The organism is Klebsiella sp. CB_Kp196 (assembly GCF_040061575.1).
Classification (GTDB): Bacteria; Pseudomonadota; Gammaproteobacteria; order Enterobacterales; family Enterobacteriaceae; genus Klebsiella; species Klebsiella michiganensis.
On sequence record NZ_JBEAFH010000001.1, the window covers coordinates 163,263 to 187,630 of the forward strand.

General features: G+C 51.4%; 21 protein-coding genes and 2 tRNA genes. 12 read left to right on the forward strand and 11 right to left on the reverse strand.

The features are described from left to right. Positions 1–31 precede the first annotated feature (31 nt). Positions 32–727 (reverse strand): phosphohydrolase, encoded by a 696-nt coding sequence (locus tag ABLU87_RS00810; protein ID WP_014229888.1) that lies wholly within the window; start codon positions 725–727, stop codon positions 32–34. Between the two features lie 42 nt (positions 728–769). Further along, positions 770–1,051, reverse strand: coding sequence for a cell division protein DrpB (drpB, locus tag ABLU87_RS00815; protein WP_004852229.1), 282 nt, complete (start codon positions 1,049–1,051; stop codon positions 770–772). A gap of 627 nt (positions 1,052–1,678) precedes the next feature. Here drpB and ABLU87_RS00820 point away from each other — a divergent pair. From ABLU87_RS00820 to ABLU87_RS00845, 6 genes are all read left to right on the forward strand, one after another. Beyond that, on the forward strand, positions 1,679–2,749 hold the full coding sequence (locus ABLU87_RS00820) for a porin (protein ID WP_025106098.1): 1,071 nt from the start codon (positions 1,679–1,681) through the stop codon (positions 2,747–2,749). 645 nt (positions 2,750–3,394) lie between these two features. Further along, positions 3,395–3,784: a GtrA family protein gene (locus tag ABLU87_RS00825; protein WP_049082128.1), complete on the forward strand. Its 390-nt coding sequence runs from the start codon at positions 3,395–3,397 to the stop codon at positions 3,782–3,784. Further along, positions 3,781–4,773: a glycosyltransferase family 2 protein gene (locus ABLU87_RS00830; RefSeq protein WP_047723436.1), complete on the forward strand. Its 993-nt coding sequence runs from the start codon at positions 3,781–3,783 to the stop codon at positions 4,771–4,773. Before ABLU87_RS00825 ends, ABLU87_RS00830 begins: the two co-directional genes overlap by 4 nt. Continuing rightward, on the forward strand, positions 4,770–6,227 hold the full coding sequence (locus tag ABLU87_RS00835; protein ID WP_348865897.1) for a glucosyltransferase domain-containing protein: 1,458 nt from the start codon (positions 4,770–4,772) through the stop codon (positions 6,225–6,227). Before ABLU87_RS00830 ends, ABLU87_RS00835 begins: the two co-directional genes overlap by 4 nt. Before the next feature lie 214 nt (positions 6,228–6,441). Continuing rightward, positions 6,442–7,541, forward strand: a protein-coding gene (locus ABLU87_RS00840; protein WP_128335078.1) for an IS3 family transposase whose coding sequence is annotated in 2 segments (ribosomal slippage) — positions 6,442–6,697 and positions 6,697–7,541 — 1,101 coding nt in all. Because the reading frame shifts where the segments join, the coding sequence is not laid out codon by codon here. A gap of 53 nt (positions 7,542–7,594) precedes the next feature. Further along, the gene (locus ABLU87_RS00845) at positions 7,595–7,921 is read left to right on the forward strand and encodes a hypothetical protein (RefSeq protein WP_224294151.1); all 327 of its coding nucleotides are present in this window, start codon (positions 7,595–7,597) and stop codon (positions 7,919–7,921) included. Between the two features lie 39 nt (positions 7,922–7,960). Here the strand turns inward: ABLU87_RS00845 and ABLU87_RS00850 are convergent, their stop codons facing one another. The 3 genes from ABLU87_RS00850 to ABLU87_RS00860 all read right to left on the reverse strand — a co-directional run bounded on the left by ABLU87_RS00850 (position 7,961) and on the right by ABLU87_RS00860 (position 10,085). Beyond that, a complete protein-coding gene (locus tag ABLU87_RS00850; protein ID WP_348865898.1) occupies positions 7,961–8,494 on the reverse strand; it encodes a hypothetical protein in 534 nt (177 codons plus the stop codon). After that, positions 8,491–9,765, reverse strand: a complete 1,275-nt coding sequence (locus ABLU87_RS00855; RefSeq protein WP_224266631.1) for an ATP-binding protein — start codon at positions 9,763–9,765, stop codon at positions 8,491–8,493. Before ABLU87_RS00855 ends, ABLU87_RS00850 begins: the two co-directional genes overlap by 4 nt. Before the next feature lie 230 nt (positions 9,766–9,995). Next, positions 9,996–10,085 (reverse strand) — tRNA-Ser (locus ABLU87_RS00860). Between the two features lie 90 nt (positions 10,086–10,175). Here ABLU87_RS00860 and mtfA point away from each other — a divergent pair. Further along, positions 10,176–10,976 (forward strand): DgsA anti-repressor MtfA, encoded by an 801-nt coding sequence (gene mtfA / locus ABLU87_RS00865; RefSeq protein WP_161505340.1) that lies wholly within the window; start codon positions 10,176–10,178, stop codon positions 10,974–10,976. A gap of 100 nt (positions 10,977–11,076) precedes the next feature. Further along, positions 11,077–11,152, forward strand: a tRNA-Asn gene (locus ABLU87_RS00870). A gap of 200 nt (positions 11,153–11,352) precedes the next feature. Here ABLU87_RS00870 and ABLU87_RS00875 read toward each other — a convergent pair. Then, on the reverse strand, positions 11,353–12,312 hold the full coding sequence (locus ABLU87_RS00875; RefSeq protein ID WP_048260954.1) for a zinc-binding alcohol dehydrogenase family protein: 960 nt from the start codon (positions 12,310–12,312) through the stop codon (positions 11,353–11,355). Between the two features lie 42 nt (positions 12,313–12,354). Continuing rightward, complete coding sequence (locus ABLU87_RS00880) at positions 12,355–12,750, reverse strand: RidA family protein (RefSeq protein WP_047723433.1); 396 nt, start codon at positions 12,748–12,750, stop codon at positions 12,355–12,357. A gap of 140 nt (positions 12,751–12,890) precedes the next feature. On the opposite strand from ABLU87_RS00880, the gene ABLU87_RS00885 reads away from it, so the two are divergent. Continuing rightward, entirely contained in the window at positions 12,891–13,811 is a 921-nt protein-coding gene (locus ABLU87_RS00885) for a LysR family transcriptional regulator (protein WP_128335064.1), read from the forward strand. A gap of 59 nt (positions 13,812–13,870) precedes the next feature. Here ABLU87_RS00885 and ABLU87_RS00890 read toward each other — a convergent pair whose 3' ends face one another. Beyond that, the gene (locus ABLU87_RS00890; RefSeq protein WP_029946881.1) at positions 13,871–14,773 is read right to left on the reverse strand and encodes a LysR family transcriptional regulator; all 903 of its coding nucleotides are present in this window, start codon (positions 14,771–14,773) and stop codon (positions 13,871–13,873) included. Positions 14,774–14,900: 127 nt separating this feature from the next. On the opposite strand from ABLU87_RS00890, the gene ABLU87_RS00895 reads away from it, so the two are divergent. After that, entirely contained in the window at positions 14,901–15,308 is a 408-nt protein-coding gene (locus ABLU87_RS00895) for a cupin domain-containing protein (protein WP_049070312.1), read from the forward strand. A 73-nt stretch (positions 15,309–15,381) separates the two neighbouring features. On the opposite strand, the gene ABLU87_RS00900 is transcribed toward ABLU87_RS00895, so the two are convergent. The 3 genes from ABLU87_RS00900 to ABLU87_RS00910 form a co-directional block, all read right to left on the reverse strand. Then, on the reverse strand, positions 15,382–16,311 hold the full coding sequence (locus tag ABLU87_RS00900; protein WP_128335063.1) for an alpha/beta hydrolase-fold protein: 930 nt from the start codon (positions 16,309–16,311) through the stop codon (positions 15,382–15,384). 188 nt (positions 16,312–16,499) lie between these two features. Further along, a complete protein-coding gene (locus ABLU87_RS00905) occupies positions 16,500–19,187 on the reverse strand; it encodes a cation-transporting P-type ATPase (RefSeq protein WP_014838863.1) in 2,688 nt (895 codons plus the stop codon). 50 nt (positions 19,188–19,237) lie between these two features. After that, a complete protein-coding gene (locus ABLU87_RS00910; protein ID WP_047723422.1) occupies positions 19,238–19,669 on the reverse strand; it encodes a universal stress protein in 432 nt (143 codons plus the stop codon). 533 nt (positions 19,670–20,202) lie between these two features. On the opposite strand from ABLU87_RS00910, the gene ABLU87_RS00915 reads away from it, so the two are divergent. After that, positions 20,203–21,288, forward strand: coding sequence for an efflux RND transporter periplasmic adaptor subunit (locus ABLU87_RS00915; protein ID WP_064375759.1), 1,086 nt, complete (start codon positions 20,203–20,205; stop codon positions 21,286–21,288). Further along, positions 21,288–24,350 (forward strand): efflux RND transporter permease subunit, encoded by a 3,063-nt coding sequence (locus ABLU87_RS00920; RefSeq protein ID WP_049083413.1) that lies wholly within the window; start codon positions 21,288–21,290, stop codon positions 24,348–24,350. The genes ABLU87_RS00915 and ABLU87_RS00920 overlap by 1 nt, the downstream gene beginning before the upstream one ends. Positions 24,351–24,368 lie beyond the last annotated feature (18 nt).

Here is a 24,368-nt window from a genome sequence, read left to right on the forward strand (position 1 = left end):
GCAGAGGTTACCATAAATAGCGCGGTCAGTTTTATGCTAGTGGATCAAAGCGCTGCAAAACCTCAGCATCAAGCGCCATCGGCTCTCCGCGAAGCTCTGCGCTCAGCTTGGCCATAAACTGCACCAGAAAACGCGCATTGTGCACCGCCATTGCCCTGCCCTTTTCTGTCTGCATCGTTTTCGGTAAACGCAGCAGCTTGCACTGGAAGTGATCCAGCGCATACGTTTTGTCATCCAGTTCCCGCCGGTCAGCAAAGGGATCGCGGGCATCAAACAAGCTATTGTTCAGCGCGCCGGACACCGCAAATACGCGCGCCAGCCCTATCGCCCCCAGCGCCTCAAGGCGATCGGCATCCTGGACGATTTTCGCTTCTTCACTTTGCGGTGCAATTGCCGCGCTAAAACTGTGGGCTTCAATCGCGTGTAAAACCGCCGCGTAGCGTTCCGGGGGGAAATCAGGAAAAGCGGACTGAAGGATAGCCAGCGTTTTTTCCGCCGCCATCGCGGAAGAACGGCTTCGCTCAGGATGGTTTTTCGCCAGGCTGACAATGTCATGAAAGTAGCAGGCAGTGAGGATCACCAGACGGTCGGCAGCGGTCTCTTCGGCCAACTGCTGCGCGGTAGCCCATACCCGGCGGAAGTGTGAAATATCGTGAGCAGCATCCTCTTGCCCGTGATGTTGGCTTAGCCAGGCTTCAAATCGTTGCTGCCAGTGATAAAGGTCCATGCGCGTTCCTTTGATATAAGGCCAGCAACGAGCATAGCAATTTTAATCGTGATGTTCATACATCTGCGGATTAGGACGCGTGTACCAGGCGATCGCCCCGAGAAGGGTCCCGACAATACCCAACACAAGAAAACCCAGCAGCGCGCCAATCCATTTTCCTGCCGTTGAGCCGAGCTCGCCGTCAATCGTCGCTCCGGGCACGCTTTCAATCTTCCCGACAACCCACCAGTAACGCGCCATCGCCCACAGGAAATAGCCGCAAAAGGCGTAAAATGCCCACAGCGCCAGTTTCCCGCCAGGACTTCTTTTCGCTTTATCTTCCATTCATTTGTTCTCCATCTACTTCACAACCCCTATCACCCACCGGTAAAAATGTGATATTGGTCACATTATATAGCGAAAACGCCTGCAAAACAGCAGATCCCTCTCTCACGGGTTCGATTTTGCGCACTGGTAGGGAGCACGACCCTATCGCCTGCTACATATAGTCAATGAATTCATTTCGTTTTTAAATAATACAAATTAATGAATATAACTGAATTTCTGAGACCATATTCACCCCCACCTTCCCTGCCTCAAATATCATATTTGCTTGCTCGCCCTTCGCTTTATCTTTACAGAAAAGCGGCGGCAATCAGAGATTGAGAAATAAACATATAACATATAAATATAACCCCGCAATTCATAGAGCACATGAAGCTTATGGACAACAAAAATCATACAAAACCAATCATAAACCAATGTTATTAAAAGACATAAATACAATAAATAAATTTTCAAACACCAATCCAATTTAAATATAATGAATAGAACAGAAACATTTTGTAATATTAGATATAATTTAGTTACATTTTTAATTTAAAGAAAAATGAACTTCGTCGTTAGTATTTAATAGTCACCCCGGAAGGAATGACACAATTCATATTAATTATAATCAAAAGGGAATATATAATGAAAAGAAAAGTACTGGCAATTCTGGTTCCAGCTTTATTAGTTGCTGGCGCGGCTAATGCAGCAGAGATCTATAATAAGAACGGCAACAAACTGGATTTCTACGGCAAAATGGTTGGCGAACACATCATGACCCATGATGGCGGCAACAACAACTCTGACGATACCTCCTATGCGCGTTTCGGCGTCAAAGGCGAGACCCAGATTAGCAATGAACTGACCGGCTATGGCCAGTTTGAATACAACATCAAAGCGGACAAACCGGAAGGTCAACAGGGCAGCGCTACTCGTTTAGCATTCGCCGGTCTGAAATTCAGCGACTACGGTTCATTCGATTATGGTCGTAACTACGGCGTGGTTTATGACGCGGCGGGTTACACTGATATGCTCGTTGAGTGGGGTGGTGACGGTCTGGTTTACACCGATAACTTCATGACCGGCCGTACCAACGGCGTAGCAACCTACCGTAACACCGACTTCTTCGGCATGGTGGATGGCCTGAACTTTGCTCTGCAGTATCAGGGTAAAAACAACGATACCACCGCGAAAAAATCAAACGGCGACGGTTTTGGTTTCTCCGTTAACTACAACTTTGACGGCTTCGGTTTCGTTGGCGCCTACAGCAACTCTGACCGTACTGATGAACAAGCTGCGGACCGCAGAGGCGAAAAAGCTGAAGTCTGGAACCTGGCGGCTAAATACGATGCAAATAGTCTGTATGCATCAGTCATGTACGGTGAATCCCGTAACATGACTCCGCTGGAGAAAACGACTTTTGGCAGCTTTGCCAATCACACCCAGAACATCGAAGCCGTTGTTCAGTATCAGTTTGATTTTGGCCTGCGTCCATCCCTGGGCTATGTCTACGCGAAAGGTAAAGACCTGGGCGCCAAAGAAGACACTAATGCGGATATCATGAACTACGTTGAATTGGGTGCCTGGTACTATTTCAACAAAAACTTCAACGTTTACACCGCATACAAATTCAATCTGATCGATGATGAAGACGCGGCGGTAAGTGGCGCAGCCACCGACGATCAGTTCGCCGTGGGTATCACCTACCAGTTCTAAGACTGCCTGGTTAATCTAAAGCCCGCCTCGTGCGGGTTTTTTCGTTTTTACCAACGACTCCTCGTCCTGCATCGCGAATATCGCTACACGGCAGAAAGATGAGGCGTTACGATCTATCAACGATTGCTCCGCAGTAAATCATGAAGATGATAATTATAGCCCCTTCGAGGCGTGATATCCTTTGTGACGGGAGACGTTGGAAGAAAATTACGTCATCATGCAAATGATATAATTAACAATAAAAAAACAAAAAACTCACAATATTTTCACTCCCCGCCCTCAGCCCTATCCGGGAGATTTAAACTGTTTTTTCTTCTTGAGCGCAGCAACGTCCGCGCATAAATACCGTAACAGTAGACAAGTTAATACCGCAGCTCTGCCTGATATGACCGCACCAGAGCTCACGCCTCCGATTGCTTTCCGGCTTTTATATCGCCGCCATTCGGCATTATCATATCCATACAAGCTCGGCCAGAGAAACGTAAAACAATACCCGACGTGGAATATGTCCACGGTAATAAAAACCCAGGTTGACACCGACCACGAGTTGGCGTCAAATACTTATATTCCAGGGGCTCATTGCTTATATCGACCGTGCATTCAGTCTCTTAACCGCCCCTTTGCAAAATTGATGTAAATCAATAAATGATTAATTACACCTTGAAAAAAAATATATCCAGAGAAGCGGTCAGGTACATTATCGTTGGCCTGGCAAATACAGCCATTACGGCAGTTGTTATATTTGGCCTGATGCATGTCGGCGTGGGAGTCTACCTTTCAAATGCAACAGGTTATGTCGTTGGCATTATTTTCAGTTTTGTTATGAATGCGAAGTTCACTTTCTCAACGACATTAAGCCCCCTGAGATTTATCAAATTCCTGTCCACATGCGCTTTTTGTTACATTTTAAATTTAATAGCAATGAAAGTTTTTTTCATCGTCATACCTAATGCTATTTATACAGCGCAAGTTGTAGGCATGGTGATTTACACAACAGCTGGTTTTATTCTAAACAAATACTGGTCAATGAAATGAAAGAAATTAATATAAACCACACGAGGAGCAAAATACCTTCGTTAGCAATCGTTGTTCCTTGTTATAATGAAAAAGAGGCCTTTCCATACTGCCTGGAGGGGCTTACCACGGTATTACAAAACCTCCTCGAAAAAGAAAAAATCGCTCGAAATAGTTATATCCTCTTTGTCGATGATGGCAGTAAAGACAACACCTGGGAACAAATTAAATCCACATCACAGGAAAAGTCATTCGTCCGCGGTCTGAAATTATCAAGGAACCGGGGCCATCAGATCGCCCTGCTGGCGGGGTTGGCAAACGCGGATACGGACGTTACCGTAAGTATTGATGCAGACTTACAGGATGATATAGGTTGCATTGAGGAAATGATAGACAAATATAATGAAGGGTTTGAGATTGTTTATGGCGTACGCGACAACAGGAGTAGTGACTCAGTATTCAAAAGGGCAACAGCCAATAAATTCTATTCTCTGATGTCAGGGCTGGGTGTCAATCAGGTTCCTAACCATGCGGACTTCCGGCTTCTTAGCCGTACAGCGTTGACAGCATTAAAAGATTTTAAAGAACAAAATTTATATTTAAGGGGGCTAATTCCGCTGTTGGGTTATAAGTCCAGCAGCGTTTATTATAGCAGAGATGAAAGGGTTGCAGGCGAATCAAAATACCCCTTAAAAAAGATGGTAGCACTGGCGTTAGAAGGAATAACGTCTCTGACAATTACCCCATTACGTATGATCGCTGCCGCTGGGGTTGCCACATGCCTTCTATCTTCACTAGCTGCAATCTATGCCTTCATTGAGAAGCTCCTGGGAAATACCGTTGCGGGTTGGACATCGGTAATGATTGCGATTTTCTTCCTTGGCGGTGTCCAGATGCTTTCTTTGGGGATAATTGGCGAATACGTTGGGAAAATATATATGGAATCCAAAAATCGGCCCAAATATTTTATCGAAGAGGTAGCAAAACACGAAATGAGAGGCGAGCAATGAACACTGAGGACGAACGGATGACGTCTTACTCTAAAAAAATTATTGCAATGCTTTACCTCGCGGCAATTTTCTTAGTTTATAGCCCAACGATTATATTTAGTTACGCATTTTCAGATGACTGGTCGACACTTTCCGATGTTTTTTCAGGGAAAGGTTCTCCGTTTCAATGGGATATGCAATCCGGCAGACCCTTGTATGCCGTTGCCAGACGGCTTGCCTTTACGCTAGTTCACAATATCGATGACCTTGCCTATCTTAGATTTTTTACCGTAATATCGGTATTTATGTTTTGCTTTTTTCTTTTTTCATTTATAGAAAAAAGAAACATATTCGAGCGTAAAATAACAACGATCGCATTCCCTTTATTAATATGCCTGACGCCCGCAGTACAGGTTTATAATTCCTGGGCGACATGTTTCCCTTTTGTACTCTCCATACTCCTTGCCGGAATAAGTTATGCGACATTAAAACCGATCAATAAGAAAACGACAATTATAAGATTTGCAGCATCCGTCATTATTTTATGGTTTGCATTTGCCATATATCAACCAACGGCGATGGCATTTTTATTTTTCGTCATGCTTGATAACTGTCTGAAAAAAGACAAACCCTTTTCCATCCACATTGTTTTAATCAGTGGCGCAGCTTTATTTATCGGCATGCTTGGCAGCCTGCTATTTTCAAAATTTATACCTGTATGGTTATATGGCAGTTCAATTGCACGTGCCGAGTTAACTAATAATCCACTTGAGAAATTACGATGGTTTATAAAAGAACCGTTGATTAACGCTATCAACAACTTTAATATAACTCCAGGCACCTTTTTCACAACGCTCTCATTAATAATTTGCGCAATAGGTTTACTTTCAATAATAAAAGGCAAATCAGGCCCGATTAAGGTTCTTATGTTTATTATCATGGGGATTGGCGCCTACTCTCCAAACTTATTAGTCAAGGAAAACTGGGCTGCATATAGGTCACTGATAGCACTGGAATTCTTCACATGCGCTCTTATTATTATTGGGTTAGATGCCTTGACAAGCAAACTCAACATAGCAAAAAAAGCGCTACCCATATTGACAGTATTCGCGATGATCGCTGCATCATACAATATCTTTAATGGTTTCATTATCCCACAAAAATCGGAGTTAAACGCATTAGCCAGCGCGCTTTCCTACAAGGTGGGGAAAACATTTACAGGGGATGTTCTTTTTGACATTCAAGATCCTGCCTATAACGCCTTTACTAAAACACAACGTTATGACGAGTTTGGCAATATTTCCCTTGCGGCTCCCTGGGCTATCAAGGGGATGGCGGAGCAAATCTTAATTAGCAAGTCAATGCATTTCAGGCTTCCCGATAATGTTATTCTGACGGCAAAGGAGCAATGCGCCACTGATTGCATCATTATAAAAACGGGCGATGCGATGAGGAGTTCAACCTCCAACTACTGAAACTTTTCGCCACCACGCATACCGGTATATGATCCCGCGCCAGATCCGCGCGGGATAGTTTTTATCCCGGCAGCTCGCGCCTGGGTCATAAGTCTCTCTATCACCTCACAGCGCTCGACAGTCAACCATGCTTCCTGATCTCCTCCCTGAAAACAGTGCCAGACTAAACTGAAGTCTCCGGTCTTTCTTCCATCTCACAGAGAGGCACATCGCCATGAAAAAGACCCGCTATACCGAAGAACAGATCGCGTTTGCGCTGAAACAGGCCGAAACCGGCACCCGTGTCGGGGAAGTCTGCCGAAAGATGGGGATTTCTGAAGCCGCTTTTTATAACTGGAAGAAGAAATTCGCCGGTCTGGGCGTGACCGAACTGCGGCGTCTGCGGCAACTGGAGGATGAAAATCAACGGCTGAAGAAACTGGTGGCTGACCTGAGTCTGGACAAGGAGATGCTGCAGGAGGTACTGAAACAAAAGTTCTGAGGCCGGCTCAGAAGCGTCAGGCGGTGCATTTTCTGCGGGAGGCTTACCGTATCAGTGTCCGACGGGGATGCGGACTGCTGATGCAGAGCAGAACCGTTTACCACTGGCAGAGCCGGCGGGATGATCGGGCGATAACCCTGCGTATCCGGGAAATAGCGGAAACCCGGATCCGCTACGGTTGCCCGCGTATTCATATTCAGCTGCGGCGGGAAGGCTGGCCTGTTAACCACAAGAAAACACACCGGATTTACTGTCTGGAAGGCCTCAACCTGCGCAGAAAACGCCCGCGCAGGCATGTCAGTGCAGCACATCGTCAGCAACGTCCGGTCCTGACCGGTGTCGATCAGTGCTGGAGTATGGATTTCGTGTCGGATAACCTGTTTAACGGACGACGTTTCCGGGCGCTGACTGTAGTGGATAATTTTAGTCGGGAGTGTGTGGCGATCCATGCCGGAAAGTCGCTGAAAGGTGAGGATGTGGTCGGTGTGATGGAAGGGTTGCGGGTGCTGGGCAAGCGCCTGCCGGTACGTATTCAGACAGATAACGGCAGCGAGTTTATTTCGAAAATTCTGGATAAATGGGCGTATGAGCACGGTGTCACAATGGACTTCTCCCGCCCCGGAAAACCAACGGATAACCCGTTTATTGAGTCATTTAATGGCAGTCTGCGGGATGAATGCCTGAACATTCACTGGTTCCTGTCGCTGGAAGATGCGCAGGACAAACTCGACAACTGGCGCAGGGAATATAATCATGAGAGAACGCATTCATCATTAAATGACATGACTCCGGCTGAATTCATCCGAAGTCTCCGGAAAGACGAGGATCTCTGATTTAGCACTGCACTGAATTTGGGCCAGGGTCAATTTGGCCGGGATCTCAAAAAATGCCTGGAACTAAAACGGGTCTATTTACAGAACGGCTTCATAACGCTATCGAACTTGCAAAAACTCTGGGTGGGCGGGAAACGGTTATCTGTAGCAGCAAAAAAACCAAATACTCGAAAAGCGGATTTAACGATCTGTGGGAAACCGCAAGGGAAGCAGCAGGAAAAAAACCAGATAGAAAACTGTCGTGTACTTTTCATGATCTCAAAGTCAAGGGGATATCAGTTTATGAAGAGTCAAGTAGAGACAAAAATTATTTTCAGGACATAAAACAGAAAGTCAAGTTTTGGTTTATGTTAGAAATATCAAAAAATCGCCGACATTAGATCTAGCACCATTTGATCAAACTGCCCGCTAGAGCAGTTTTAAAACACAGTGAATACATTGCATAAGTCATTTAGTACCTCTCGGCAAATATGTCGATCGTCTCTAATCACAGAGTTTATGCGTTGAAGTGTTATATACTCTTCATACCATTCTTGAGTTACAACATTCCTCAAATTATAAAACCTATGAAATGAATCTTTCGCTTCCTGAGAATTGATGAATTGTTGATTATGGCCCATTAATCTCATTAAAAACCCCTCCAAACATAGTGGTGAGGATTGAATGATTTTTATGTCCCTATTCCTAGCCGCAGCTAATGCGTCATTGGGAATTGCAAGATCTGAATCAATAAAGACAACTCTTTTATCAAAACCACCAGCATGATTTATAGCTGCCATTATCGCGGATTTAGGCCCGCCTCCACCAGCATCATCTAGTCTAACACTAAATCCTGCAGCCCTAGTTGTTAAAAGGCGTTTTAAACTATCAGCAAATCTTTTATCAGTTACTCCTTCACACATCAATAACTTAGTTCGTTCAACTCCACGTCTTGCACGTCTAGGCTTGGTCATAAATCTGGTACTCCACCAAATGCACCCGCCAAATATTTAGCTGCAATATTATCATCGACCCGCGCTTCACTGGATGGGAAATCATCAAGCCGATAACATTCACTTTTATTGAACTTTTTCTCGGTAATCAATACTCTATATTTACCTAAGTAATTGATAAGTTCAGGTTTATGGCAAGTAAAAATCAACTGTGCATGTAAAGGATTTGTTTCTTTACTGATGAATAATTCCAATATGGGTTTGACCATATGTGGGTGTAAGTCATCACCAAGTTCATCAATAAAACATGCCGTCCCCTTTTTCAGACATTGCATTATATTGTGCAACCTGATAAATGCACTCTGTGTTCCAGCAGATTCAAAAGCAAATGGCAACTCAAATTTAGTACCATCTTCTTTTTCATGAACACCATTCAAAAGGTAATAAACATCCTTCTCACCATTTATATCAACCTTCTCTTCTTTCTCTATAGTTATATCATCCAAGCCTAAATCCCATTTGCGTAGAATATTTTTAACGCTTTTGAACGCTATAGGATTTTCATATAACTCCTCTGCTGTTGTACCTAAATCTTCATAATCATAGCTATACCTTCCCATTGCATTTACGTTGGTGGTATTGCTCATTTTTTCAGCTATATTGATAGCTAAGGGAACTCCTACTCGCCTAGCAGCAGAAATTATACTTGTATTAGCTGGTGTTCTTTTACCCTCTTCTATACCTAAAGGGAAAAGTTCAGCTTTTTCAATATAATCATATTTTATTGTTTTTAATAGCTCTTCAACCTCTTTAGTGCTGAATTCATCACTGCTTTTATCTAATTGTTTTTTATAATTCTTTTTGTCTAATTTCCTCTTGAAAACATATATATTTTTGTTATTTTCATTCTTTACATATAGTTCTTCTTTTATTACAAAATGATCGCAGGCAGTGACTATATATGTGTATACTTTACCATCTAAAACAAAACATATTTTAATCATCCCTGGATTAACATATGGTCGATTGATATTTAGATACAAATAATCAGTTACTTTTGCTGGTATAGACCAAAAAAACCAACTCAAAAAAGACATAGGCTTAAGGAGTGTTGTCTTACCAGAGGCATTCGCCCCCATGATAGCAGTGATCAAATTGACCTTGTGTCCATCAACATCGACCCACAGTTCTTTTTTCTTATCCTTAGCTGTAGTAGTAAGGTCAACGAACCCTCCTTCATCTTCAAAGCTACCGATATTCTTAATCTCATACCAAAGTATCGCGTTCGTCATAACCCCTCTTTTCATACAAAAAAATGTTCAAAAACATTAGATATTGAGTTTATAGCAGGAGACGTATATGGCAAGAAAAAAAACAAAGACCGCATTTTATGACAAAATGCTATCGCTTGATTTGTAGTAACGGAGTGATATGTATGAAGTAATATACCAAGAAAGTATACCAACACCATGCCAAGTGTGACACGCGTCGTTGAATGGAATTGAGCTAAGTGTTTGAATAGTGGCGGAGAGAGGGGGATTTGAACCCCCGGTAGAGTTGCCCCTACTCCGGTTTTCGAGACCGGTCCGTTCAGCCGCTCCGGCATCTCTCCGCTGTTGAGGTTGCTATAATGCCAGGTTCTTTGGCATTTTAATAGTTCCTGTCTCTTTAATTCAGTTCAAGTGACGACTTTGCGAGCAATATGATGTTTAAATGGCCCTGGAAAGTAGATGAAGAGTCCGGCAACGCGGAAATCCCCTGGGAAAAGGCGCTTGCCATCCCTGTATTAGCCAACCTCTCCGACCATGAGCAGCAGCAGCTGGCGCAAATGGCATCCCGCTTTTTGCAACAGAAGCGTCTGGTTGCATTACAGGGGCTGGAGCTCACTCCCCTACAGAGCGCACGTATCGCGCTCCTGTTTTGCCTGCCGGTTCTCGAACTGGGCATCGAGTGGTTAGATGGTTTTCACGAAGTGCTTATCTACCCTGCCCCGTTCGTTGTCGACGACGAATGGGAAGATGATATCGGCCTGGTGCATAGCCAGCGAATCGTGCAATCAGGGCAAAGCTGGCAGCAAGGGCCCATTGTTCTAAACTGGCTGGATATTCAGGACTCCTTTGACGCTTCCGGTTTCAATCTGATTATTCATGAAGTGGCGCATAAGCTGGATACCCGCAATGGCGATCGCGCGAGCGGCGTGCCGTTTATCCCCCTGCGCGAGGTGGCAGGCTGGGAACACGATCTCCATGCTGCCATGAACAATATTCAGGATGAGATCGATCTGGTCGGTGAAAGCGCCGCCAGTATTGACGCCTACGCGGCCACCGATCCTGGCGAATGTTTCGCCGTGCTCTCTGAATACTTCTTTAGCGCGCCAGAGCTGTTCGCCCCGCGTTTTCCCGCGCTTTGGCAGCGTTTTTGCCTTTTCTATCGCCAGGATCCGCTGGAGAGATTACGTGAGAATACTCCACCGGATGACGGCAATAGCCCGGCAGTACACTAAAACAACGACCTGCACTAAATTTAGCCATTTGAATCAGCAAGTTAAATTTATGGTTGACACAAAAATCCGAGACCAGTAGTATTCGCCCCGTTCACACGATTCCTCTGTAGTTCAGTCGGTAGAACGGCGGACTGTTAATCCGTATGTCACTGGTTCGAGTCCAGTCAGAGGAGCCAAATTTGAAAAGCCTGCTTTTGAAGCAGGCTTTTTTATTTTCATTTTCTCCTCCACATCGGAAGAATTTTGAGGTCAAGCGGATTCGAGGACGGCGTGCCCCCAATTTCCCTTAACGCCTCAAAATCAGAAAGTTAGTACCATCCGAAAAGCGCTTCTAATAGCATCCTGCCGCCACGCACTCATCCTGGTCAAACGCGCGTCATGGCTTCATCACGATCCGGCCAAGCGGTTTCGCTGTCTCAGCAAATTCGTGGGCCGCGGCAGCGTTAGCCAGGGGGAAGATGCGGTCAATGACAACCGTGACGCGCCCTGCTGCTACAGCCTGCAGCATCTCGTCCACGCTTGTTCGAACTCCATGCCTTGCAAAAAGAGGTCCCATGAATACCCCCATGAGCGTCTGGTTAGACTGCATTGCCGGCCATAAGTCGACAGTCAGACTGTTGCCGCCGGCATTACCGACGAAGACCAGACGTCCTTCCGGAGCGAGTGCAGAAAGCGAAACAGGCAACGTCGTTCCCACCGGATCGATGACGAGATCAACACCGGTGCCATGGGTGTACTGTCGGACACTGTCCACGATGTTATCCTTTGTACGATCCACAACATGATCGGCACCAAGTTCACGCAACCGACCTCGTCGCTGCGTTCCGCTTACCACGGCGATGACCGTTGCGCCTGCTTGTGAGGCAAGCTGAACGGCCGCGAGCCCCACGCCACCCGCTGCGGCCTGAATAAGAACGGTTTCTCCCTGCCGGAGCATGCCTCGCGTGAAAAGGCAATGATGCGCGGTTCCAAATGAAATCGGCAATGCCGCCGCTTCTGCCATTCCCACCCCATCGGGTATAAGCCAGGTGCGTTCCGCGGGCACAGCCCAACGTTCCGCATGCGATCCCTGCATGTGAAAAGCAGCGACTCTGTCCCCAACCGTACGGCTTCGGACTTTCGATCCGACGGCAACAACTGTGCCCGCGGCCGCGTAGCCAACGATCCATGAAGGAAGCGGCGGCGGCGTTGAACGGCGGTTGATCAAATCGCCACCCTCAATCGAGATAGCCTCGACAGAAATCAGAATGTCGTCGGGCCCTGTGACCGGCTCCGGGACATCGACATATTTCAGGACGCCGGGAGCGCCTTCCACGTCATAGACCGCTGCTTTCATAAATTTTCCTCTGTCTTATCTTTTGACTGGCGGAAAGCCCCGTCACGCGCAGGGCAGCCTGGCAATCACCTTAATCTCAAACTGGAATCCATAAAGCCACGTCACGCCGATCCCGGTCAACGTAGGGTAAGGCGCTTCCCCCCAATATTCTGGCAGGATACTCCAGATAGCGTCGAGATTTGACTCGGGGTCGACAACAAAGAGAGTCACGTCAACCACGTCACCGAACGTGCAGCCCGCAGCCGCGAGAACAGCATTCAGATTATTGAATGCCAGCCTGACCTGCGCTTTTAGTTCGGGCTCAGGCGAACCATCCTCGCGGCTACCAACCTGCCCGGAAACGAACAAGAAACCATTGGATTTGATGGCCGGTGAATAGCGATTGCGCTCATAGAGCGCCTGCCGACCGAGGGGAAAAACGGCTTCGCGTGCTGTCATGTTTGTACCTCTGCAATGGGGCAAAATCAGCCCGGTGAACGTAAAGACACTTTACAGGTGCGGGATCGGGCGGATAAACAAGCGACTTTGTCCATCATTGTTTGTAAAATCCAAACAATCGGTGAAAAGGGGGATAAGGAATGGATCGTTTCGATGCGATGCGCGCCTTTGCTCGCGTGGTGGAAGCAGGGAGCTTCACAAAGGCTGCCCAAACGCTTCATATGAGTAAAACCACGGTGACGCAGTTCATTCAGCAGCTGGAAGCGCGCCTGCGCGTCAAGTTGCTCCATCGCACCACCCGCAGGCTCGGCGTGACTGCCGATGGCGCGGTCTACTACGAGCGCGTCATCCGCCTGCTGGCGGACATGGAGGATGCTGAAAACAGCCTGTCCAGTGCGGCGATGACCCCCAGAGGACGGCTACGGGTGGATGTGCCCAGTCCGCTGGCCCGCCTCGTCCTGGTACCGGCGCTACCGGCTTTCCACGCGCGCTACCCTGACATCCAGTTCGACATGGGCGTCAGCGACCGGGTGGTGGACCTGATCGGCGACAACGTGGATTGCGTCCTGCGCGGTGGCGACATCAACGACCAGTCCCTGATCGCGCGCCATGTCGGCGATTTGCAAATCGGCGTCTACGCCGCCCCTGGCTATGCGGAACGCCTTGGCGCCCCTGCGCACCCGCGAGAGCTGGAAAACACCGACCATCGCATAGTGGGATTCTTGTCCTCGCGCACCGGTAAGATTGAGCCTCTGGTCCTGCGCAGTGGGAGTGAACATATTGAAATCACAGGCCGCTATGTACTTGCCGTGGATGATGGCAATGCTTACCTCGAAGCGGGGCTCGCTGGCTTAGGCGTGATTGCGCTGCCAACCTATATGGCGGCAAAACATCGGGCCAGTGGCGCTTTAATTCCGTTATTTGAACAATGGCGTATCAGTCCAATGCCATTGTACCTGGCGTTTCCGCCAAACCGCCATGTCAACGCCAAACTGCGTGTTTTTATTGATTGGATCGTTGAATTGATGCAGCAGCATGTTCCCAATTCCAATAATAAGTAACGCCATCCCGGTCAGAGGCTCCCTGTTTAAGAAGCCCGGCAGCCATCGCGCAGCCGGGATCACCCCCTGCGGTGCCAGCGCAGCGCGTCGACCACCAGCGTAAACGCCGCCGGAAGATGCTGTCGGCCCGGGTAGTAAAGATAGTATCCCGGGAAATGAGGGCACCAGTCGGCAAGTAGCGGTACCAGTTCCCCCGTGGCGATATATTTCGCCGCTAAGTCGTGAGGAACATAGGCAATCCCTGCTCCGTCCAGCGCGGCCTGAATCATCAGAAAGGTATTGTTAAAAACGGTTTGCCCATCAACGCGAACGCTGGTCTTTTGACTTCCCTTTTCAAACTCCCAGGCGTAAAGCCCGCCATGGGTGGGCAAACGCAAATTAACGCAGTTATGCGCCATCAGATCCTCAGGACGTCTTACTGCCGCCCTGCCGGCAAGATAAGCGGGGGCGGCAACCACCGCCATCTGCACATCGGGCGTGATGCGCACCGCAATCATGTCCTTATCTACCTGATCGCCCATCCGTACGCCGGCATCAAAACGCTGGGCGGCAATGTCGGTCAGCTCGTATCCGACGCTGAACTCAATATGAATATCCGGGTATTGCGTTAATAAAGGCCGCAGACGCGGCCACAGCACGGTGACGATGGCATGATCGTTGGCGGTAATGCGTACCGTTCCGGCGGGTTTATCTCGTGAAGCGCGCAGAGAAGCCAGTTCAGCTTCGATTTCATTCAGCCGCGGCGCCAGAACGGCCAGCAGGCGGTTCCCGGCATCGGTTGGCGAAACGCTGCGCGTGGTGCGGATTAACAGCCTTACCCCGAGACGCGCTTCCAGAGCCAGCAGCGTATGGCTCAGCGCTGACCGGGAAACACCCAGAATCGCGGCCGCCCGGGTAAAGCTGCGCTCGTGAGCCACCGTGGCAAAAGCCTGCAGGTCGTTGAGTTTTTCTTTGCTCATTATTGGTGAATTTTGTGCACTAGTGTATTCACATTTGCGCATCTTATCATTTAATCAAACCTTCTCTACACTTTGTTCAACGAGTCGTAAGGGGCCGCTTAAAAGCCCGAAACTGAAATGTGGAGACATCATGAACCAACAATTTGACGGTAACGGTATCTTCCCCAAGGGGGAGAAAAACGAGGCCTATGCGCAGTATTTTCAGGGTACCAGCTACCTGAATATGCTCTCCACGGAAGGGGTCAATATCGGTAACGTGGTCTTCGAGCCCGGCTGCCGTAACCACTGGCATATCCACCATAAAGGCGGGCAAATTTTACTGGTGACCGGCGGTCGCGGCTGGTATCAGGAGTGGAATCAACCGGCGCGCGAGCTTACCGCTGGGGACGTCGTGAATATTCCCGCCGGCGTCAAGCACTGGCACGGCGCGGCCGCCGATAGCTGGTTTGCCCATATCGCCGTTGCCGTCCCTGCCGAAGGTGCGTCTAACGAATGGCTGGAGCCGGTCGCCGACGACGCCTATCGTCAGCTGCCTTAAGCATCGGAACAGCAGGGCTCGCCAGTTAATGCGCCCTGCTCTCATTCGGCGGTATGCGAAAATGCATCTTCGACTAATTGCCCGAGCCCCGGGGAAAACCGCTCATCGCCAGCAGCGCGCTTTGCAGCGAGGCGCTAAACATCTCCCCGTGAGACAGCCCGGGATAGGGCCACCAGTTGACCGCCACGCCATTTTTCTTGAGCAGGGAAACCGTCTGCAGAACGTTGCTCCGGATCTCTTCTGCCCCTGTGGAAGAGGCCCGCTGGGTCGCAACCGCCCCCTCCATCAGGTACAGGGTCTTCCGGTTAAACGCATCCGCCTTCGCCGCGGCCATTTTTGCTAACAGCGAGGCGTTACCCCGTCCCAGAGAAGGACTGGCAGAAAAATAGATTTGGAAGCGGGATGACGCCAGCCAGGCGTCAATGATGAATAATCCGCCATAGGAGTGCCCCCAGATAGCCCGCTGCTGAGGGTTGATCGCGATCCCGCGCTCAACTTTTTCCACGATGGTATTTTCTAATAGCTGGCGAAATGCCTCGCTGCCGCCGCTCTTCCGTCGGTCCCATCCGGCGTCGGCAGGATTCTCCTCGACTTTCGGCCGGTAGTCATAGGCTCGGGCGGGCTGAGCGAAGGGCAAATTCGTTTGATAGCCGATGGCCACAATAACGGGCGGCGTTTTTTGCGTAAACGTCTCAAGCAGCGAGTCGGACAACCGGTCCATCACCGCGTTGCCGTCCAGGGCGTACAGAATCGGATACCCCTGCGCGGGCGGCGCCGCGTTCGGTATCGCCGTCCAGACCTTATAATGCCGTTCGCCATCAAGGGAATCGAAATAAGCAACGTTGAAGTGATAATACGCGGAACCGCGGTCGGCGATATTCGGCCCCAGCGGGCGCATATCCGGCCTGGCGTAAGCGTTAATGCCATAAAGCGTGGAGACCAGCGCGGCGATAAAAATCCGCCCTTTCGGCGGAGAAGCAAAACAAAACTTGCGAAGCGACATCGGTTAATTGTTTCCAGCACACTCTTGGTAGTGATAATGATTGCTAATATCAATCTCAATTGCAAGCAACGAGGTTATCCCGGGAACGGCGCGTTGCGCCTGCCCGGGGAACCCATCATCACATCACGGGTAGCCCGGCTCGCGCTGCGCTTAGCCGGGCTACCGGGAATGCCGCGTTCTGCTCAATATCAGGCCGTACGCCATCTCCGGGTCAGTGGCTTCTCGACTTCCACAATCAGGAACATCACAAAACCGATAATAAAGGTGATAACCCAGTAGCGGAACGGCAGCGCTTCGGTACCAAACAGCATCTGCATAAACGGCGCGTAGATAATCAGCAGCTGCAGCACCAGCAGCACCCCGCTGACAATCCAGATCCCCCGGTTCGCCAGCAGCCCTTTACTCAGCGAGAAGCCGTCCGCCACCCGGCAGTTGAGCATATAGAACCACTGGGCGGTGACCAGCGTCTGCAGCAGCACCGTGCGGATAAACTCAGGCGAATAGCCGCGCGGCTGTAGCCAGGCTTCAAGCACAAAGGCGCTGACGGCAATCATCGAACCGACAAAAATCACCCGCCAGATAGCAAAGCCGTCCATTACGTGCAGTTTGGGATCGCGCGGCGGACGCCGCATGATGTTCTTTTCGCCCGCTTCGAACGCCAGGCCGAACGACAGCGTGGCGGAGGTCGCCATGTTCATCCACAGGATCAGCACCGGCGTCAGCGGAATTAAATTCCCCGCCAGCAGCGCAATAATGATCAACAGCCCCTGCGCCAGGTTGGTCGGCATAATGAAGAGAATGGTTTTCTTCAGGTTGTCGTATACCCGACGCCCTTCCCTGACGGCGCTGGCGATGGTGGCGAAATTATCGTCGGTCAGCACCATATCCGCGGCCTCTTTGGTCACTTCGGTGCCCTTAATCCCCATCGCGATACCGACATCGGCCTGCTTCAGCGCCGGGGCGTCGTTCACGCCGTCGCCGGTCATCCCGACCACCTCTTTCCTGCTTTGCAGCGCCTGCACCAGGCGGAATTTATCTTCCGGGCTGGTACGCGCGAAAATATCGAATTTCTGCGCCGCTTCGCTGAGCTGGGTATCGTCCATCACCTCCAGTTCTCTGCCGGTGATGGCGTTTTCCGCATTGCCGATCCCCAGCATCTTGCCGATGCTCATCGCGGTTTGCGGGTGGTCGCCGGTGATCATCTTCACGCGGATCCCGGCCTGCAGGCAGTCGCCGATCGCCGTAATCGCCTCCGGTCGCGGCGGATCCATCATCCCGGCAACCCCCAGCAGAATGACGCCCTGCTGCAAATCCTCATGGCTAAGCTCCGTTTGCCCGTCGGCTGCCGGTTTCCACGCCGCCGCCACCATCCGCAGCCCTTCCCGCGCGTACTCTTCGATTTTCGCTTCCCAGTAAGGCTGATCGAGCGGCGCCAGGCCATGGTCGGTTTGCTGATGCTGACACAGACGGAACAGGACATCGGGCGCGCCGGTAATCAAAATCATCTCTTCATCGCCGATGCGGTACAGCGTCGACATATATTTATACTGTGAATCAAAGGGGATTTTGCTGCGCAGCTCGGTGTTGACCGTCGGGAGCGGGACTTTCGCCGCCAGCACCTTCAGCGCCCCTTCGGTCGGGCCGCCGGTAATTTTCCACAGCCCGCTTTCGTCTTTGATAAGCTGACTGTCGTTACACAGATCGATGGTGCGCAGATAGCGTTCCAGCAGCGTGCCGGGGGCAACGGTTATCGGATCGGGCTCATCGATCGGATGAATATTCCCTACCGGTTCGTAGCTGTCGCCCTCTACGCGATAAACGTTATCGGCGGTAATAACGGCCTTCACCGTCATCTCGTTCATGGTCAGCGTTCCGGTTTTATCCGAGCAGATCACCGTCATCGCCCCAAGGGTTTCCACTGTGGGCAGCTTGCGGATAATCGCCTTCTGACGGGCCATGGTTTGCACGCCGAGCGAGAGGATTATCGAGATAATCGCCGGTAAACCTTCCGGCACCGACGCCACCGCGAGGCTAATCAACGACAGCATCAGCTCAGAAACCGGCATATCGCGGAACAGCAGGCTGAAGACAAACAGCGCGGCCATCATCACCAGAATGATGATAAAAATGGCTTTGCCGAGCTTATCCATTTGCACCAGCAGCGGCGTACGGTGTTTTTCGATATCCGACATCATCTGGTTAATATGGCCCAGCTCGGTATCGCCGCCGGTGGCGACCACCAGGCCTTTTCCGCCGCCCGAACTCACCGTGGTGCCGGAAAACAGCAGATTGGTACGATCGCCTAGCGGCAGTTCGCCGCTGAGCGCCTCGGTGCTTTTCTCCACCACCGTCGATTCGCCGGTCAGAATCGCCTCTTCCACCCGCAGGTTATGCGCTTCGATCACCCGCAGGTCGGCGGGAATGCGATCGCCTGCGCGGATGACGACGATATCGCCGGGGACCAGAGCGGTTGTCGGGATCGTTTCATGGTTGCCCTGACGAATAACCACCGCCTCGCTGGAAAGCATGTTGCGAATGCTCTGAAGCGATTTTTCCGCATTGCTCTCCTGGATATGGCCGATCAGGGCGTTAATCACCGCCACGCCGAGGATCACCAGGGTATCCACCCAGTGCCCCATGACCGCCGTCAGCAGCGCCGCCGCCAGCAGCACATAGATCAGCACATCGTTAAAATGCGCCAGAAAGCGCAGCCACGCCGGCTTTCCCGCTTTTTGCGGCAGCGCATTTTCGCCATACTGCTGCAAACGCGTCGCCGCCTCGGCGCCGCTGATGCCCTCCGGAGTGCTGTTGGTGCTGGTCAGGGTTTCTTCTACGGAGAGCTGATAGAACGGGCCGCCCGGTTTTTCTGTATTCATAGTTATCTCCTCACTCCTGTAACGGAAATCAGGACAGCCACAGGCCGCCCTTAACGCACCACAAAAACCGGAACATGGGCATAGCGAACGATTCCTGCCGCCTCCGACCCCAGCAGATGCGTCTGAATATTCGGGTTACGCGAACCGATGATCACCACATCCGCTTTCAGTTCATCGGCCAGTTTGGTCACCTCATCGCGAATGTTGCCGCTGCGAATGTGAATCTGAATATCCTTTTCCGTCAGCGCGAGTTTCTTGATCAGCTCTGCCAGCTTTTCCTTAGCAGTATTAATCAGATAGTCTTCCATTTTTCGTGCATCGGAAATAAAACCGCGCGTCAGCACCGGAGAAAAAGAGGGAATGACGTGTACCAGATGAATCTGTCCCGAAGAGCTTTGCGCAAGGAATTGGGCGTGGGACAAGGCCTTGTCCGCCAGACCGATTTCAAACACATCAACCGGCACGAGGATATTTTTATACATAGAGACAATCCTTTTATTACCTATAAAAAAAGGTGGTGAAAACAGCCCGGGCAATGGCGCTGAGGAAAAGATCTCAAGAACAAAATCTGCAAGACGTGTAGGTATAATTAAACGTAGCACACCACGATAAACATTATTAAGTCGCCAATTAATATATTGAAAAATATCACAGAGTCAGGCGCAGCCAGACAATTCGACTACAAACCCCGTAAAATCGTCGCCATCGCCGTAATTTTTGCTCTTTTTAACATTTCCGTTTTACTACGACTATCCTCATTATCAGTGGCTTGTTCACTTTCTGTCGCCCCACAATAATTATTACGATAAGAATTTACTTAGCTAAGCGTTAGCGCTAAAGGAGGAACGATGTTCGGTTACAGTCTGTTTCGCCTGAGCCTGTTTATTGCCCTGGCAATAATCGCCTGTACGGCTACCGGTTTAATTACCTATTTCGTTGTCTCGGCCCTCGCTGAATAAATACAGCGATTGTGAATAATATGTAAAACATAGCCTTTTACTTCGAGGGGAATACAGTGAACCGTTATTTTTCTCTCATTCCGCTTGTTATTTTAATAACAACGGCTTGCGATCGGAAAGCGCCTGAAATTACGCCGTTACCGCGGATGGTCAAAGTCGCCGAGGTGGTGGCTATCGGTGATGCGCAGCAGCGCGTATTTCCCGCCCGCATTGAGTCCGGGGACTCCACCGATTTATCTTTCAAACGCGGCGGGCAGATTGAATCTCTTGATGTCCGTCAGGGAGCCAATATTACTCAGGGGCAGCCCCTTGCCAGGCTCAACGCCCGGGAAGCGCAGCAGCGCGTGAATGAACGGCAAACCGCCGCCACCCTCGCCCAGCGGCAGTTCGATCGCTTCCAGACGCTGGCCGGGCGTCAGGCGATTTCAAAGGCGGAAATGGATATCCAGCGGGCCAACCGCGACGCCGCTAACGCCGCGCTGAAAATCGCCCGCGAAGAGCTGTCGCAAATGACGTTGACCGCCCCGTTCAGCGGCGTTGCCGCTTACGTGCCGGTACGTAACCATCAGGTGGTTGCCGCCGGGCAGCCAATTGTGACTCTGACGCGAAACGATCTGCTCGACGTGGTGTTTAGCGTTCCGGAAAATCTCTTTACCGCGCTCGATATTCGCAACGCGCAGTATCGTCCTGTCGTCAAAATTAACGCCATGCCGGACCGCCAGTTTACCGCTGAATATAAAGAGCACACTGGCAGCAGCGACAGCAGCACGCTCACCTGGCAAATCATACTGACTATGCCGCGGCCGGCCGACTTTCCCTCGGTGGGCGGCGTAAGCGGAACGGTGACGGTCAATCTGGCAAACCTGCCCGCCAGCGCCGGTCAAAACGCGGTGGTGGTGCCGGTTGAAGCGGTGTTTAACCCGGATAATCGCCCGCGCAATGAGCCCCACGTCTGGGTGGTACAGGGAAGCGGCGACCAGCTCAAGCTGGAAGAGAGAAAAGTCGGCGTGGGCCCGGTGACCTCTCAGGGCGTGGTGATTACCGAAGGGCTCAGCGTCGGCGAGCGTGTCGTGGCGGCAGGCGTCAGCGAATTACATGCGCAACAGCCGGTTCGTATCTGGACGCGTGAACGAGGTTTGTAATGGATATTTCCCGCCAGTTTATTAACAACCCGGTCCGCGTCTGGCTGACCATTTTGCTGCTGGGCATCGGCGGGATCTTCGCTCTGCTGAATATTGGCCGCCTGGAAGATCCGGCGTTTACCATCAAAACCGCGGTGGTGGTCACCCACTATCCCGGCGCGTCGGCGCAGCAGGTGGAAGAAGAAGTCACCCTGCCGCTGGAAAACGCGCTGCAGCAGCTGCCGTATCTCGACAACGTCAGCTCAATTTCCTCCAACGGTCTGTCGCAAATTACCGTCAATATCGCCTCGCGCTACCACTCCCGCGAGCTGCCGCAAATCTGGGATGAACTGCGCCGCCGGGTGGGCGACGCCGCCCGCCAGTTCCCTCCCGGCGTCGCCGCTCCGTTTGTGAACGACGATTTTGGCGATGTCTTTGGCTTCTTCTTTGCCCTCTCCGGCGAGAGCTTTACCAACCCTGAGCTGGTTCGCTATGCCGAGCAGCTGCGTCGTGAACTGGTGCTGGTCCCCGGCGTCGGCAAAGTCGCCATCGGCGGGGCGATCCCCCAGCAGATCAACATCGATATCTCGCTGGCGAAAATGGCCGCCCGCGGAATCACGCTCAACCAGCTGGCGGCGATACTGAGCAGGTTGAACGTGGTGTCTAACGCCGGTGAGATTAAATCCGGCAGCGAATCGATTCGCCTGCATCCCACGGGCGAGTTTGCCAACCTCGACGAGCTTGGCGACCTGTTAATCAGCCCGCACGGCTCGGCAACGGCGACGCGGCTGCGCGATATTGCCACCCTCTCGCGCGGGCTGAGCGAATCGCCTTCCAGCATTTACCACGCCAACGGCCGACAGGCGGTCACTATGGGGGTGTCGTTTATACCCGGGGTTAACGTGATTGACGTTGGCCGCGCGCTGGAAAGCAAGCTGGAGCAGATGTCGGCGGAAAAACCGGCCGGGATCAACATTGACCTGTTCTACGATCAGGCGGCGGAAGTCGCCCATTCGGTCAACGGCTTTATCACCAACTTCCTGATGGCGCTGGCGATTGTGGTTGGCGTGCTGCTGATCTTTATGGGCGTACGCAGCGGCATTATTATCGCCCTGTCGCTGGCGCTCAACGTGCTCGGTACGCTGCTGATCATGTACCTGTGGGGTATCGAGCTGCAGCGTATCTCGCTGGGGGCGTTGATTATCGCCCTGAGCATGCTGGTCGATAACGCGATCGTCATCGTCGAAGGCGTGCTGATCGCCCGCCAGCAGGGGTCAACGCTGCTCATGGCGATTAACTACGTGATCCGCCGTTCGGCGCTGCCGCTGCTGGGGGCCACGGTGATTGCCATTCTCGCCTTTGCGCCGATTGGCCTGTCACAGGACTCAACCGGGGAATACTGTAAATCGCTGTTCCAGGTGCTGCTGATTTCGCTCATGCTGAGCTGGTTCTCGGCGCTGACCATTACCCCGGTGCTGATTAAATGGTGGCTGTTTAAAAATCAATCACAGCCGGTAGCGCGGGCCGACGCCAACCCGTACGGCGGGCGCTTTTACCGTCTGTACCAGCAGGCTCTGCGTGCTCTTCTGCTGCGCAAAACCATTACGCTGACCGTCATGGCGGCGCTGCTGGCCGCCGCTATCTGGGGATTCGGCTCGGTGCGGCAAAACTTTTTCCCCTCGTCAAACACGCCCATTTTCTTTGTCGATCTCTGGCTACCCTACGGTACCGATATCGCGACCACCGAAAAGATGACCAGCGATATTGAGACCACCATTAACGGCCAGCCGGGCGTGGTCACCACCGTGGCCACCGTAGGTCAGGGCAGCATGCGGTTTATCCTCACCTACAGCGGGCAACGGCAGTACAGCAACTATGCGCAGATCATGGTGCGCATGGACGACCAGCGCAGCATTGCCGCCCTGACGCAGCATGTGGATCGCTATATTGCGCGCAACTACCCGCAGGTAAACGCCAGCACGAAGCGCGTGATGTTCGGTCCCTCTGGCGACAGCGCCATCGAGGTGCGGATTAAAGGTCCGGACCCCGACCGTCTGCGCCTGCTCGCCAGCCAGGTTGGCGATATCCTCTCCGCAGACCCGGCCACCGACGGCGTTCGCAACGACTGGCAAAACCGTAGCAAAGTTATTCGTCCGCAGTACTCCCCCGCGCTTGGGCGCGAGCTGGGCGTTGATAAACAGGATATTGATAACGCCCTGGAGATGAACTTCTCCGGCAGCCGCGTTGGATTGTACCGTGAGGGAGCCGACCTGCTGCCGACGATCGTCCGCCCGCCCGCCGCCGAGCGCCAGGACGCGAATCACCTGAATAACGTGCTGGTCTGGAGCCAGAGCCGCCAGCAGTATATTCCGCTCAGTAACGTGGTCAGCGGCTTTCACCTTGAATGGGAAGATCCGCTAATCCTGCGCCGCGATCGCAGCCGGGTGCTGACGGTACAGACCGATCCCGACCCGCTCAGCCACCAGACGTCGGGGGATATCCTGTCCCGCGTGAAGCCGCAGATTGATGCGCTCGCTCTGCCGCACGGTTACAGCATTGAGTGGGGTGGCGATGCGGAGAACTCCAGCGAGGCGCAGCAGGGGCTGTTTACTACCCTGCCGCTGGGTTACCTGGTGATGTTTGTCATCACCGTCCTGATGTTCAGTTCGCTGAAAAATGCGATCGCCATCTGGCTGACCGTGCCGCTGGCGCTGATTGGCGTAACGCCGGGCTTTTTAATCACCGGGATCCCTTTTGGGTTTATGGCGTTAATCGGTCTGCTGAGCCTGAGCGGAATGCTGATCCGTAACGGCATCGTGCTGGTAGAAGAGATTGAACAGCAGAAACAGGAAAAAGCGCAGCAGGAGGCGATTATTGATGCCGCCACTTCGCGTCTGCGCCCTATCCTGCTGACGGCGTTTACCACCGTGCTCGGCCTGGCGCCTTTATTACTCGACGTTTTCTTCCAGAGCATGGCGGTCGTTATCATGTTTGGTCTGGGTTTTGCTACTATTCTGACGCTGCTGGTTCTGCCGGTAATCTACGCCTGTTTCCACAATCAGAATATGAAGCGACAACCATGAACAGTACCGGATTAAATA

Coding starts and splice junctions, on each gene's coding strand:
- ABLU87_RS00820 (WP_025106098.1), top strand. CDS start 1,679: ATGAAAAGAAAAGTACTGGCAATTCTGGTTCCAGCTTTATTAGTTGCT.
- mtfA (WP_161505340.1), top strand. CDS start 10,176: ATGATGTTTAAATGGCCCTGGAAAGTAGATGAAGAGTCCGGCAACGCG.
- ABLU87_RS00920 (WP_049083413.1), top strand. CDS start 21,288: ATGGATATTTCCCGCCAGTTTATTAACAACCCGGTCCGCGTCTGGCTG.
- ABLU87_RS00895 (WP_049070312.1), top strand. CDS start 14,901: ATGAACCAACAATTTGACGGTAACGGTATCTTCCCCAAGGGGGAGAAA.
- ABLU87_RS00875 (WP_048260954.1), bottom strand. CDS start 12,312: ATGAAAGCAGCGGTCTATGACGTGGAAGGCGCTCCCGGCGTCCTGAAA.
- ABLU87_RS00825 (WP_049082128.1), top strand. CDS start 3,395: ATGATTAATTACACCTTGAAAAAAAATATATCCAGAGAAGCGGTCAGG.
- ABLU87_RS00900 (WP_128335063.1), bottom strand. CDS start 16,311: ATGTCGCTTCGCAAGTTTTGTTTTGCTTCTCCGCCGAAAGGGCGGATT.
- ABLU87_RS00850 (WP_348865898.1), bottom strand. CDS start 8,494: ATGACCAAGCCTAGACGTGCAAGACGTGGAGTTGAACGAACTAAGTTA.
- ABLU87_RS00905 (WP_014838863.1), bottom strand. CDS start 19,187: ATGAATACAGAAAAACCGGGCGGCCCGTTCTATCAGCTCTCCGTAGAA.
- ABLU87_RS00880 (WP_047723433.1), bottom strand. CDS start 12,750: ATGACAGCACGCGAAGCCGTTTTTCCCCTCGGTCGGCAGGCGCTCTAT.
- ABLU87_RS00830 (WP_047723436.1), top strand. CDS start 3,781: ATGAAAGAAATTAATATAAACCACACGAGGAGCAAAATACCTTCGTTA.
- ABLU87_RS00845 (WP_224294151.1), top strand. CDS start 7,595: ATGCCTGGAACTAAAACGGGTCTATTTACAGAACGGCTTCATAACGCT.
- drpB (WP_004852229.1), bottom strand. CDS start 1,051: ATGGAAGATAAAGCGAAAAGAAGTCCTGGCGGGAAACTGGCGCTGTGG.
- ABLU87_RS00810 (WP_014229888.1), bottom strand. CDS start 727: ATGGACCTTTATCACTGGCAGCAACGATTTGAAGCCTGGCTAAGCCAA.
- ABLU87_RS00855 (WP_224266631.1), bottom strand. CDS start 9,765: ATGACGAACGCGATACTTTGGTATGAGATTAAGAATATCGGTAGCTTT.
- ABLU87_RS00835 (WP_348865897.1), top strand. CDS start 4,770: ATGAACACTGAGGACGAACGGATGACGTCTTACTCTAAAAAAATTATT.
- ABLU87_RS00910 (WP_047723422.1), bottom strand. CDS start 19,669: ATGTATAAAAATATCCTCGTGCCGGTTGATGTGTTTGAAATCGGTCTG.
- ABLU87_RS00885 (WP_128335064.1), top strand. CDS start 12,891: ATGGATCGTTTCGATGCGATGCGCGCCTTTGCTCGCGTGGTGGAAGCA.